Raw genomic sequence first — 12,971 nt, 5'->3', positions numbered from 1 at the left:
GGATTAGAGATGGTTTTGTAACATGAATTCATCATGATACGCTCATTCTCTTGATTCTTTTTTGTTAGATCATATATCGCCTGTACGACATCAGTTTCGATAAAAGGCTCATCTCCCTGGACATTGATAATGATCTCATTCTCATCTAGATTCAATTTTTGGGCTGCTTCGTAGATACGATCCGTACCACTTTGATGTTTTTCTGATGTAAGCACAGCTTGTATTCCATGAGTGCTTGCTATGTCAATGACTTCTTGTGAGTCTGTGGCAATAACCACATCATCTATATCTTCAACAGCTTTGGCTGTTCTTACAACCATAGGCATCCCTCCAATGTCTGCTAAGACTTTATTTGGGAAGCGACTTGATCCAATACGCGCAGGAATAATAATCATAATTTAACCTTTATATGTTATAACATTAATGAATTTTACACTTTATATGCTAAGATACAAGACTTTAAAGGATGACAATGAATAAAGCACTCTTTCTTCTCAATATGGGTGGCCCAAATGATTTAGATGAAGTAGAACTTTTTTTGCATAATATGTTTTCAGATAAAAACATTTTACCAACAAATCCTATGACACGTGCCTTGATCCGTAAAATTATTATTACAAAACGTTTAGATGATGCAAAAGAGAGTTATACGTATTTAGGTGGAAAATCTCCTTTATCTGATTTGACACAACAACTTATTGATAAACTAAAAAGTAAGTTGGATATGCCTGTTTATGCTGCAATGCGTTATGTTCCTCCTTTTGCTAGTGATGCTTTAAAAGTGTGTAAAGAAGATGGTGTAGAAGAGCTTATATTATTTCCTATGTATCCACAATACTCGACAACTACAACACTCTCTTCTTATGAAGATATAGTAGCAAGATGTAAAGCGTTAGATTATTATCCAAAGATTACAATGTCTACATGTCAGTATTTCGATGATATAGATTACATTAAAGCAAATATAGCTCAGATAGAAAAAGCCATAGATAATAAGGACACCAGTGAATATGATCTGCTCTTGTCTGCACATGGATTACCTATGAGTATTATTAAAGCGGGAGATCCTTACCAGCGTCAAGTTGAATCAAATGTCAGTGCAATTAAAACACTCTTAGAGATGAAAGGTATACACTTTAAAGATGTAAAACTAGTGTATCAATCTAAAGTTGGCTCTGCAGCCTGGTTAGAACCTAACTTGGTTGATGTGTTACGTAATCCTGTAAATCGTAAAGTGCTCATCTATCCTTTAGCATTTACCGTTGATAACTCAGAAACACTTTTTGAATTGGATATAGAACATCGTGAAATTGCTGAAAAAATTAAATATGACGATTATAGAGTAGCTGAATGTATGAATGACAGTGATGCTTTTGTAAATCTAATCATAAAATATGTTTCAAAAAAACCAAAACCTATGTTCCCCTGTGCTGACTGTAGTATATGTCTTTGCTGTGGAGCAGGAGATAATTATGATACAAGTATCACATCATAGTATTATAAATTAATGGTTACAGTCACTTCTCAAATTATCTATACTACTGAAGTTAACCGATCTAAATTTATTACTCATTTTATACCACTATCAAAGTATGAAGGTTTACAGGTTGAATTAAAAGTCCAACATCCAAAAGCGAACCATGTTGTTTATGCTTTAAGGTATCTAAATGAATTTGGGCAAATTGTTGAGAATTCTTCTGATGATGGTGAACCAAAAGGGTGTGCAGGTGTACCTGCATTGAATGTATTACGGGGTGAAGAACTGATAAACTGTGCAGTACTTATTGTACGCTACTTTGGTGGTATAAAGCTTGGTACAGGTGGTATGGCTAGAGCGTATGCTTTGGCTGTGAAAGATGTATTGAAAGAAGCTAAATTAATCCCTTATGAAAAAGAAATCATCTATATGTTTTCGACAGAGTATAATGAAGTAGATAAAACACTCTATAGACTTAAACAATTAAACCTTACGAATTACGAGCGTGATTTTGGTGTGGATAAAGTGGTTTGGAAATTAACTGGAAGTGAAGAGAAGATAGAACAATTTAAAGAAGGAAAAGGCTAAAGTGCCTTTTGTCCTTTCTGTAGACACTAAATGTGTCTACAGAGCGTCTTCGTCTGTTTTGTAAATACATCTAGTATTTATAAAGCTTCCTCATCCTCTTCTTCTGTTCTGATACGAATTGTCTTAGTGATATCAGATACAAATATCTTACCATCACCGATTTTACCTGTTTTAGCAGCTGCTTTTATCGCTTCAATTGCTTTGTTTAGATAATCATCATTACTTACAACGATCTCTATCTTGACTTTGGGAATGAACTCCACTACATATTCTGCACCTCTGTAAAGTTCAGAGTGTCCCTGTTGTCTTCCGTATCCTTTGACTTCAGAAACTGTCATACCTTCTATACCTTGCTCTACTAGAGCATCTTTTACATCTTCTAGTTTAAATGGTTTGATTATTGCTTCAATTTTTTTCATTCTTTATCTCCTTATATACTACGTTTAAATTCAGGGTAAGATTCGATACCACACTCTGTGGCATCGATTCCCTCAAGTTGTTCTTCATCACCTGCACGAAGTACAAAGATCTTGTTAATACTGTATATTGTAATCCATGAAAGTGGAAAAACAATCATACCTACAATAAGTATACCTTTTAATTGAGTCAAGATGCTTACATCTGCTACAAAAATACCTACTGCAAGGGTACCCCAGATACCATTTACCAAGTGAACAGATAATGCACCCACAGGGTCATCCATTCTGAATTTATCAAAGATAGGTACAAATAAAACTACTAAAGCACCACCAATTGCACCGATCAATATAGGCGTATGAATATCATACTGGTCAGGTCCAGCTGTGACTGCAACAAGACCACCTAAGGCACCATTGAGTATCATGGTAATATCGAACTTTTTGTATCTAAAGTAAGTAAGTAGCCATCCAGTGATTGCTCCTGAAAGACCTGCGGTGTTAGTATTCATAATAGTAAGTGCTACTGTATCCGCTTTAGAACTGATAGTCCCTACAGAACCACCATTAAAGCCAAACCAGCCTATCCAAAGTAATAAAGCTCCCAATGTGACTAGAGGAATATTAGATGCCGGGATAACACGAACAATATTATCTTTATATCTACCACGTCTAGGTCCCATGATGAGGATAGCCGCAAGCAATGCCCACCCACCAGTAGAATGAATAACGGTTGAACCCGCAAGATCAGAAAGTGATGAAATATCCAAAGCTGTGCCAGATAAAAAGTTTGCTCCCCATGTGAGGTTCACAATGATTGGATAGATAAATGCTCCTACTATAACAGTAAACACGGCCAAAGGTAAGATACGTGAACGTTCACTAACCCCACCACTCATGATATTTACTACTTTACCTACAAATGCCATTTGAAACATAAAAAATGCCCACTTGCTCATATCATCCTGATGATCCCAGCTTCCAAATGCAACCTCATACCCTATGAGTAAAAAAGCCATGGATGCTACAGCATAGATCATTACATTTACTGTAAGTACAGAAGTGACATTTTTTGTTCGTACCAATCCTGCTTCGAGCATTGCAAAACCTGGTACCATGAAGATGATGAGGGTCATGGCAAAGATAGCAAAGAAAGTATCTATTACGTAATTTATTTCCATAATTTATTTCCTAATATTTTAGTGCTGATATTGTACCTGTTATGGAAAAGGATTGAAAGAGTATACTGTTCGAAAATAAGGCAGTTTGAAAAATTCTTATAAGTAAGCCAGAAGAAAAGTGATTAAAAAGTAATCATAAGGGTAGGGAGAAGGCATTGCCTTGTCCCTATGAAAGACTAGAGTGCGTCAGCGTCAGTTTCATCTGTTCTGATACGAATAACATGGTCAATGGTGCTTACAAAAATTTTACCATCACCGATCTTACCAGTTTTAGCCGCTTCATTGATAGCTTTGATTGCAGTATCTGCATAGGCATCCGTACTTACAACAATCTCGATCTTGATCTTCGGGATGAATTCAACTACATATTCAGCACCTCTGTAGAGTTCTGAGTGTCCCTGTTGTCTTCCGTATCCTTTTACTTCGGATACGGTCATACCTTCAATACCAGCTTCAACAAGAGCATCTTTAACATCTTCTAGTTTAAATGGTTTGATTATTGCTTCTATTTTTTTCATTAGTTAATCCTTTATAAATTATGAGGTAACGAACGCTTACGCGTTTGTTACTTTCTCACCGTGAATAGTCTCATCAAGACCCGCTGATTCTGTTTCTTCATCTACTCTTGCACCACCTGTGATAGCTGAAGCAATGTAGTAAACGATGACTGTACCGATAAGTGTAAAGAGCCCAACTACGACTACTGATTCAACTTGTACCATGAATTGTCCCATTCTGTCACCATTCTCTTTAAGTGGACCATCCCAGAGTAGATCTTTATCATCAAGCGCAAGAAGACCAGTTGCAAGTGCACCCCAGAGACCTGCTAGGAAGTGGATACCAAATGCATCAAGAGAATCATCATAACCAAGTTTTTTCTTAAGTGTTACAACACCAAAGAATGCAACGATAGAACCAACAATACCTACTACGAAAGCACCACCTACACTCACAAAACCAGCAGCAGGAGTAATAGCAACAAGACCAGCGATGATACCTGAAGCAATACCAAGAAGTGTTGGCTTTTTAAAGACAAACCACTCAAGAAGCATCCAAGTCACAGCAGCTGCAGCAGTTGCAACAGTTGTAGTCATTACAGCAAGACCAGCGATTGCGTTTGCACCAAATGCAGAACCACCGTTAAATCCATACCATCCAAACCATAATAATGCTGCACCTACAGCAGTAAGAAGGATACTATATGGTTTCATAGCAACTTTAGGGTAACCGGCTCTTTTCCCAACTAAGAGTGCAAGAACAAGACCAGCCAAACCACCATTCATGTGTACAACCGTACCACCAGCAAAGTCAAGAGCACCAGCATCAAAAAGAAGTGCACCGTCTCCACCCCATACCATGTGTGTTATTGGAGCATAAACAAAAAGACCCCATAATGCAACAATCACCATCCATGTTGAGAACTTCATACGTCCGATAACAGAACCTGAAGCGATAGCTACAGTAATCGCAGCAAATGTACCTTGGAATGCGATAAATACATAAGTAGGGTATGTACCAGAAAGGTCAGTCCACTTAATACCATCAAGCATCACATTACCAAATCCACCAAATACATTTTGAAGCATAGCGTTTTCATTTGTTCCAAATGCGATAGAGTAACCTGCAATGATCCATACTACAAATGCAAGTACAAATGCACCCATTACCATAGCGTAAGTATTCAATACATTTTTACTTCTTGTCATACCACCATAAAAAAGTGCTAATCCTGCTGGTGTCATAAGAAGTACTAATGCTGTTGATACCATCATCCACGCTGTGTCACCTGTGTCCAGTTTATCTTCTGCAAAAGCAAAGATAGGCAAAAACATTGCCATTAGAGCTGAAAGTTTTAATTTCATGCTATTTCCTTTTAAATTAATTTTTACAAGACAATAGTAACATGTATGATGATTTTTTATTATAGATAGTTGATTAATTTTTAATCAATATTGTTGCTTATTGAATAAGAGGTATTTCAAGTTTGATGGAGTGTTCTTTGAGAATACATTTGATCTGGCTTACTTCTGCGAGGGTACGTATCTCTTCATCTGTATCTGCATAACGTCCATTGGCAACGATAGCGAGTTGAGCGATGGCTTCTTTTTTACCTTCTATGATTACATGTTGACCAAAGAGTAGTTTGAGAGAAATATCAATGGAGTCTGAGGACCTAAAGGCATTCAGTGTTTTTCTTAAAAGTTTAGAAAAATTATTTTGGTCTATTTTAAATGCAGGCAGATCATGATCGGTTAAAAGCTTAAGAGAATTGCTGTTCTTTGTTCTAAAAAGTGCTATGTTCGCTTCTAGTAAAATATTGATATCAGTTGTAATAAGTTTATCTTTTTCTATTTTACGCTTTGATTTAATACGTGGAGTGTTGTATAGGCGTAAGGAAATTTGTTCTTCATTCTCATATCCTACTGTAATAGCGTGAAATATATAGGTATCATAATTGAGTGTCAGTGAGGTAGTCTTATACCCGAAATTTTGAGGTGCATAAGATAACGCAACATCATAAAGCTCTTTTTTAGTGACATACCCAAATAAAATCTCTGCAGCATTATTAAGGTAGAGAATTTTTCCCTGATCACTAAAAAGTATAAAAGGATTGTTATCCCATTCTATAAAAGATTTAAAATCAATCGATGTTGTGCTCATGTATTTTCTTTCTAAGTGTATTTCTGTTGATACCTAAAACCTGAGAGAGCTGCAGTTGTGAGCCAAATTTTTTTAGGCCGGCTTCTATAAGCGGTTTTTCATATAAGCCAAGGTGTTCTCTATATCCATCATTGCCATCAAGGTGCTTGAGTAAATAGTGGTAGAGTATGCCTTCTATGTCTTGAGCATCAATACTGTGTTTCATAAGATGTATATAGATGGATCTTTTAAGACTTTTAGTGTTTTTAGTGAGATTTAGAGGGATGTCATCAGACTCAAATGTATTCTCTTCTATCATTAAAGTTGAGCTTGCTTCTTTGATAAATAGCTCTTTTAAATAGTTAATATCTTCAGGACGTTCCTGTAGTGATGGCATAGCATAAATAAAAGCAAAAATGTCATCAATGAGTTCCGGGTTTCCCATATAGTCTGCTGTAGCAATGATACGTTTATTGCTGAAATCAAGAGAACTTTGATTACTAAGTTTTTCAAAATTAGTGATGATGAGTTCATCATTGTTTTCAAGTGCTTCCTCAACTTCTTTTTGATTGTTTCCTGAGACTAAAGGGGTATCTGGGAAAAGGTATTGAGCAAGTGTTTTTTTACCTGTATGTGCTTCACCTATAATGATAGATGAAACAAAGAGTGACTTGGTAAGGTTAAAACTTTTGATGATATGCTGTATTTTATCTGATTTGGTGAAAAATGTTTCCATAATACTCTTTAGTGTTGATTAATAATTAATCATACAAAAATTCAAATAAAAGTATGTTAAAATAATTTAATTTATGAATAAAGGGATTTCATCAAAGCATCATTTCAGAGATTTTACCAACATTTTTCTTATTTGGAATTAGAACAGGCTGTTGAATATTTTTCTATTTTAGGCGGGATAGGTAAAAATATAGAGTTAGACTACTTTGATGATGTCTTTTCCATGGTGGAGTCTAATTTTGTACAAAACTTCTCAAAGTTTCAGGCACTTGTTTCTCCTTCATACCTTTTAGAAAGTCCATATCGTGAAATACTGATGGCAGTAGCCAGAGGCGATGGGAAACTTTACTCTGTACTTAGAAAAGCCAAGCTTAGTGAAACACTGGGCGAGCAGATCGTGCAAGAGTTAGTTGATTTAAATATTTTAAAGGTTGAAGCTTCTAGAGAATCACCATTACGTATCCACCCTAAACATAAACTCAAAAAAGAGCAGCGTTCTTACCGGGTACAGGATAAATTACGTTTTGTACAGCCATTTATGCGTTTTTGGTTTGGTTTTGTGACCTATTATAAAAAAGATCTGGCCTTAGGAAAAGGCGATGCTTTTTTAGCAAACTTTGAGAAACACTATGAGCGTTTGCGTTCATTAGTATATGAACAACTCTGTGACGTACTTCTTACACAACACTATGAAGATAAAAACCCATTGATCAGTGGAGGAAGCTTTTGGAATATCCACAGTGAATTTGACATTTTAGCCGTAAGTAAAGATAAGAAGATCATTTTGGGAGAGTGTAAATATAAAGACAGGAAGGTTTGTAAAAATGAATTGACTAAGCTCAAAGCAAAAGCACTTGAGTCAGGTATAAAAGTGGATGTCTATGCACTTTTTTCCAAGAGTGGATTTTCAAATGAGCTGTTGCAGACACAGGATACAAACTTACTTTTGTTTGACCTGAATGATTTGGAAATACTTACCTCTTAGTCTTTTTAAGATCAACGCGCTTTTTGAATATTTTTATGATGCATTTTATAGCTGTCAGTAAAGTCATGTACCCCTTGCGCATTTTTCATGAAGTAGAGGTAGTTTGTTTTAGCAGGTTTGATCGCTGCAATGATAGCATCAAAAGAGACTGCCCCTATAGGCGAATGAGGTAAACCTTTATACTTGTATGTGTTAAATCTACTCGTATCATTTTTGATACGTTCGGGGGTCACTTTAATGTGTGAATACTTACCATAGTTCAGTGTTCCATCCATCTGTAAAGGCATTCCTTTTTTAAGGCGGTTATAAATAACAGATGAGACAAGGGGCATCTCTTTTGTATTGGCTGCTTCTTTTTGTATGATAGAGGCGATGATAAGTATATTTAACCACTGTTTGGTGCTATAGTTTCCATAGATTTTTTCGGAGATCTCTTTATATCTTTTTTCAGATTCAGAAAGAAGAAAATGGATGAAATGTTTCTCAGTGATACCATATGGTACATAATAGGTATCCGCATAGATGGCAGCTTCAGGATAGTTTGAAAACTCTTTATAATACTCTTCTAATTTTGTTTTATCAAGGCTTAGATCATTGGCTACTGAAATTAAAAAAAGTTCTGTAGTTTCACCAGGGATAAGCGTTATCTCTTCCATTTTGGCTTTTGCAGTGGTGAGTTTATATAAAAAATCGATGCGATTTAAGTGGGTTTCTCCTATATCTACCCAGCCACTTTGAGGTTGACCAAGAAAGACTAAAATATATTTGTCTATAGGGCTTAGAGCATACCCTTTTTGTGTCAGCTGTGATATAATATGAGTAATTGAGCCCTGTGGGACTAAAAGTGTCCGTGTTGTTTTTATGGGTAGTGTAGTATAAAAGGCAAAAGAGATGATCAAAACCAGTGCAATGTTTTCTGCCCATGCTATCCATGTGCTTTTACGTAATACACTCATATTTTTGGTTGTCCTTTTTATAGCTTTATTTATGTGGCTTCTGGCAGGTATCAAGTTTGATACATTCAAAGTAGCAGATTATAATGTAGATGGATTATACATCAAACTCGATAAAAAGCTTATATTGAAAGCAGATAATGTCATTATCCCTCAAAGAAAAACAGATCCTTCTTTTGATAACATTCCTGAAGTACTGGAACGTGTCAAATATACACTTACTTTTTTTGATTCTATAGAACTGAAAAATATTATCTTTGATAATAATAGAATGAGTATTAAGTTTAAAGATGATTTTTTAGAGCTTTCAAGTAAAGATTATGAAATTATAGGGTCAGTAAGACGTGATGGAAAAATGTTAAAAGCAACCATTCCTCTACTTAAGTTGAAAGAACATAATCTAACGATGAGTGGAAAGTTCAAATATGATCTGCATGAAGAGATATTGTCAACAGAAGGTTTTTTTACCTTGTATGATGCAGCCGGAAGATTTAACGCACGAAAAGAAGGAAATAAGATAGATTTTGGTCTAAGCAGTGATACTTTTAGAGACTTGAAAAGCATCATTGATAAATTTGATCTTGTGGAAGGTGTGAGAAGTTGGGTAGTAGATAAAGTCAAAGCAGAGAAGTATAAACTCCTCTCTTTAACGGGTAAAGGAACCGTAGAAAATAGTACATTTAAAATGGATTTCGATGCCTTAAATGGCAAGATTCTTTTCTCGGATACTAAAATACATTTTAAAGAAAATCTAGCACCGGTTTTAGCACAAAGTTTACTATTGACCTATGAGAATGGTGGACTCTATTTTGATTTAAAAGAACCGACCTATGAAGGAATAAGTTTAAAAGGCAGTAGCGTCTCTATACTCAATTTACTCAATAGTCATACGAACTTAAAACTTAAAATCAGAGCTGACAATCCCTTTGATACGACTATGCAGAATTTATTGAAGGCATATGATATTGACTTGGGATTGGATCAAAAAAGCGGGAAAGTTAATGTTCTGTTTATGGCAGATATAGGTTTGAAGAATGATTATAACGATTTCTTTGCAAATGTTGACTTTGGTAGAGGTGATGTCTGGCTGGGAAAAGTCAAACTTCTTGTTGAAAAAGGTAATCTGCAATATAAAAAGGGCCTTATTACTTTAAAAGATATCTATCTAAACGATGTGCTATATGAAGGTAAGCTAAATGGTAAGATAGATCTGCAAAAGAAAAAAGCAGATTTGATTCTTGATGCCAAAACGATTACACTTGGAGAAGAAAAAAAGAAATTCTTTGTTTTAAAAGAGCAAAAATTACCTTTTGTATTAGATTATACAAAAAACATAGATGTCAAGATACCTAAACTTGCTATAAAACTTACGAACAATGGAGAAGAAATATCGATCCATTTAAATGATCTAAATAAGATCAAACCATATTTACCTGATCCAGGCCCTCTTGAAGAAGGTGGTGATATGGAGATTAAAACGAAAGATTTTAAAACCTATACATTTAAAGGTATGTTGAAAAGAACATCATGTTTTCTCTATGAAAAAGATGATCAATGTAAAACAAGAGTTCCTTTTGAGGGTGAATTTACAGATAAAGACTTAGATTTTTATGCCTTTAATAAACGTTTTTATTATAATAAAGCTAACTCAAGAGTCAAACTTAGCAATCTTAATTTTGATCTTGAAAAATATTTAAATATGCAAAAGAAAAAATTGGAGAAGGAAGACACAGAGAAGAAAGATACAGGCAAAGAGGTTAAAAGTTTGATTATCTTGGGTAAAAACAGTAATCTTAGATATGGTGATTATAGTCTAGTAACTGACAGTTATGATGTAGAAGTGAAGCCCAATGGAGATATTAAAGCCATCGGTAGTTCATCTGGTGATATTATAAAGTTTTCTAAGAAGAATGATATCCTTTCAATGAAGGCACTGCGTGTAAAAGATAAAGTACTTCACCCTTTGATTAATTTCAAGGGCTTGCAAAATGGACGCTATTCACTAAAAAAATCTGGAAATCCTGAGAAAACCATGAAAGGCGAGATCATTGTTGAAGGGGGTGTGATGAAAGACTTTAAAGCTTATAATAATGCTTTAGCTTTCATCAATACTATACCTGCTTTAGCATCTTTACGTAACCCAGGTTATTCTGTTAAAGGGTTTACTATAGAAAAAGGCGTAGCTGAATACAGAATGATTAAAAAAGATAAAATAATATTTGATTCTATCTATATTAAAGGAAAATCAGCAACGATCGCTGGAGTGGGTGAAATTGATTTGCAGAAGAAAACCATTGATTTGAATCTTGCTATCCAGTCCGCACGAGAATTGGGAAAATTAGTAGGTAGTTTACCTCTTGTAGGTTATATCTTAATGGGGGAAGACAAGAGTATGACCTTTGGATTGCAAATTACGGGAACGTTGGAGAATCCTGAAGTCAAGACATCCGCAGGAGGGGATATTCTCTCTTTGCCTCTGAGAATACTTAAAAGAGCTCTTGAATCAACAGAGCATATTATAAACGAATAAAATAGTGTATAATGAAGATATTAGTTAGACCATAAGGTAGAATAAAACGATGCAAAAAATTCTTTTAATCACACTAGGACTGAGTATTTTTATTTGGGCTGATTTGAATAATGATGAAGCTAGGTTTTCACAAGACATGAAGACCCCATACACGGTACAAGATGAAAGTTCAGAAATATTATCTGGCAGCATAGACAGTGAACTATTACCCATGGAAAAGGCATTAAGTGCCCCTGAAGAAGACGCTTTTCAAGAGATAAAGAATCATTACCGTATAGAAGATGAACCACTAGACAATTCTAATAATTTAGATCTCAAACAGGTACAAAAAAAGAAACAATCTCCTCATAGTAAAAAAGAGACGAATCAAGAGAGTGAAATAGAAAGAATACGAAGAGAATTAAATATCCAAGCACCTAAACTTAGTGCTAAAGAGAAAAAAGTCAAAAAAATGAGGGAAGAATTAAATATCAAAGAACCCAGTGCTGAAGTTAAAAAATTAGACAAAATAAGAGAAGAATTAAATATCGACTATCAGGTGCCAAAATATGAAAGTTCATTAGATAAAAGAATGAATGATGTAAAGGAAAAACTTGGTTTAGAAGATGGTTTAGATATGGATAGTGCACTGTCAAGTATCAAACAAACATTGCGCTTAGAAGATAAACCAAAAAAAGATGAAGGTTTTTCTCTCAATAATAGCCTACGCTCATTTGGAAATACCATAGGTATGGATTTAGAACTACCTAGTCTTTTCGGGTCTACTAAGAAAAAAGATGATAGCTTTTTGGCATCGACTCCACTTGGTGGTATTATGGATACAGGTACTAAATTCTATCAAGGGGCCAAGTATTCTGGTCAGTCCGCACAATTTATGTCAGGGATGATGTATAACTCTTCTAAAATGTATAACACAATGTTTGGTGTGTTTGATGACTCACCTTTTAATATTTTTGAAGAGGAGGAGGAAGCTTCTCTTTTTGATGTATTTGAACATGGAAACTCTGTAATGGATATGTTTGATTAGATAGAATTGTTATCTATTCATTTCTTAAAACAGTTAAAGGATCCGTCTGCGATGCTTTTTTCGCTGGATAGAGGGATGAAAGCAGTATAATAATACTTGTCCCTAGAATGATAAGTCCAAAATCATTTAAGGTGAGATCAACAGGCAGTTTTGAGGTACCGTAAACATCAGCTGGCATAGAGATGATGTCAAAAGTAGTAAGTATCCAGATACCAACTCCACCAAGTAGTGTTCCAGCCAAAATACCTGCACTTCCTATAATAAGACCTAATCTAAAGAAGATAGCTTTGATCTCTACCTTTGTGGCACCTAGTGTACGCATAAGGGCTATCTCTCTTCTTCGGCTCATTACAGTCATGAGAAGAGATGAGATAATGTTGAGAGATGCTACAAGGATGATGAGCAGCAAGACCAGGAAAAGTGCTTTTTTCTCCATTTC

14 protein-coding genes are annotated in these 12,971 nt (G+C 35.1%); 5 read left to right on the top strand and 9 right to left on the bottom strand.

The genetic code is table 11. The features are described from left to right. The coding region (locus ABZC96_RS03950) for a cytidylyltransferase domain-containing protein (RefSeq protein ID WP_373029241.1) at positions 1 to 395 on the bottom strand (395 nt) is incomplete at its 3' end. Positions 396 to 472: 77 nt separating this feature from the next. Here ABZC96_RS03950 and hemH point away from each other — a divergent pair. Together hemH and ABZC96_RS03940 are read left to right on the top strand one after the other, a co-directional pair. Then, a complete protein-coding gene (gene hemH, locus ABZC96_RS03945) occupies positions 473 to 1,495 on the top strand; it encodes a ferrochelatase (protein WP_373029240.1) in 1,023 nt (340 codons plus the stop codon). A gap of 12 nt (positions 1,496 to 1,507) precedes the next feature. Beyond that, a complete protein-coding gene (locus ABZC96_RS03940; protein ID WP_373029239.1) occupies positions 1,508 to 2,065 on the top strand; it encodes a YigZ family protein in 558 nt (185 codons plus the stop codon). Positions 2,066 to 2,142: 77 nt separating this feature from the next. Here ABZC96_RS03940 and ABZC96_RS03935 read toward each other — a convergent pair whose 3' ends face one another. From ABZC96_RS03935 to ABZC96_RS03910, 6 genes are all read right to left on the bottom strand, one after another. Then, positions 2,143 to 2,484 carry a P-II family nitrogen regulator gene (locus ABZC96_RS03935; RefSeq protein WP_373029237.1) on the bottom strand — a complete coding sequence of 114 codons (342 nt, stop codon included), beginning with the start codon at positions 2,482 to 2,484 and terminating at the stop codon, positions 2,143 to 2,145. An 11-nt stretch (positions 2,485 to 2,495) separates the two neighbouring features. Continuing rightward, positions 2,496 to 3,662 (bottom strand): ammonium transporter, encoded by a 1,167-nt coding sequence (locus tag ABZC96_RS03930; RefSeq protein ID WP_373029236.1) that lies wholly within the window; start codon positions 3,660 to 3,662, stop codon positions 2,496 to 2,498. 176 nt (positions 3,663 to 3,838) lie between these two features. Continuing rightward, on the bottom strand, positions 3,839 to 4,180 hold the full coding sequence (locus tag ABZC96_RS03925) for a P-II family nitrogen regulator (RefSeq protein ID WP_373029235.1): 342 nt from the start codon (positions 4,178 to 4,180) through the stop codon (positions 3,839 to 3,841). 36 nt (positions 4,181 to 4,216) lie between these two features. Continuing rightward, on the bottom strand, positions 4,217 to 5,524 hold the full coding sequence (locus tag ABZC96_RS03920) for an ammonium transporter (RefSeq protein WP_373029234.1): 1,308 nt from the start codon (positions 5,522 to 5,524) through the stop codon (positions 4,217 to 4,219). 97 nt (positions 5,525 to 5,621) lie between these two features. Further along, a complete protein-coding gene (locus tag ABZC96_RS03915; protein ID WP_373029232.1) occupies positions 5,622 to 6,323 on the bottom strand; it encodes a hypothetical protein in 702 nt (233 codons plus the stop codon). Then, complete coding sequence (locus tag ABZC96_RS03910) at positions 6,304 to 7,038, bottom strand: helix-turn-helix domain-containing protein (RefSeq protein WP_373029230.1); 735 nt, start codon at positions 7,036 to 7,038, stop codon at positions 6,304 to 6,306. The genes ABZC96_RS03915 and ABZC96_RS03910 overlap by 20 nt, the downstream gene beginning before the upstream one ends. Before the next feature lie 132 nt (positions 7,039 to 7,170). On the opposite strand from ABZC96_RS03910, the gene ABZC96_RS03905 reads away from it, so the two are divergent. After that, the gene (locus tag ABZC96_RS03905; RefSeq protein ID WP_373029228.1) at positions 7,171 to 8,022 is read left to right on the top strand and encodes a DUF234 domain-containing protein; all 852 of its coding nucleotides are present in this window, start codon (positions 7,171 to 7,173) and stop codon (positions 8,020 to 8,022) included. Positions 8,023 to 8,033: 11 nt separating this feature from the next. On the opposite strand, the gene mltG is transcribed toward ABZC96_RS03905, so the two are convergent. Beyond that, positions 8,034 to 8,978: an endolytic transglycosylase MltG gene (gene mltG, locus ABZC96_RS03900; RefSeq protein ID WP_373029226.1), complete on the bottom strand. Its 945-nt coding sequence runs from the start codon at positions 8,976 to 8,978 to the stop codon at positions 8,034 to 8,036. Here mltG and ABZC96_RS03895 point away from each other — a divergent pair. Both ABZC96_RS03895 and ABZC96_RS03890 read left to right on the top strand, forming a co-directional pair. Next, positions 8,914 to 11,505 (top strand): AsmA-like C-terminal domain-containing protein, encoded by a 2,592-nt coding sequence (locus tag ABZC96_RS03895; RefSeq protein ID WP_373029224.1) that lies wholly within the window; start codon positions 8,914 to 8,916, stop codon positions 11,503 to 11,505. The two genes, mltG and ABZC96_RS03895, sit on opposite strands and share 65 nt — an antisense overlap. Positions 11,506 to 11,554: 49 nt before the next feature. Then, complete coding sequence (locus ABZC96_RS03890; RefSeq protein ID WP_373029223.1) at positions 11,555 to 12,532, top strand: hypothetical protein; 978 nt, start codon at positions 11,555 to 11,557, stop codon at positions 12,530 to 12,532. Positions 12,533 to 12,545: 13 nt separating this feature from the next. Here ABZC96_RS03890 and ABZC96_RS03885 read toward each other — a convergent pair. Then, positions 12,546 to 12,971, bottom strand: a 426-nt coding sequence (locus tag ABZC96_RS03885; RefSeq protein ID WP_373029222.1) for an ABC transporter permease, incomplete at its 5' end; no start/stop codon positions are given.

It is taken from the genome of Sulfurovum sp. (assembly GCF_041551015.1).
GTDB lineage: Bacteria > Campylobacterota > Campylobacteria > Campylobacterales > Sulfurovaceae > Sulfurovum.
The sequence above is the reverse complement of the archived record's forward strand: the minus strand, read 5'-3'. Positions and strand labels throughout refer to the sequence as shown.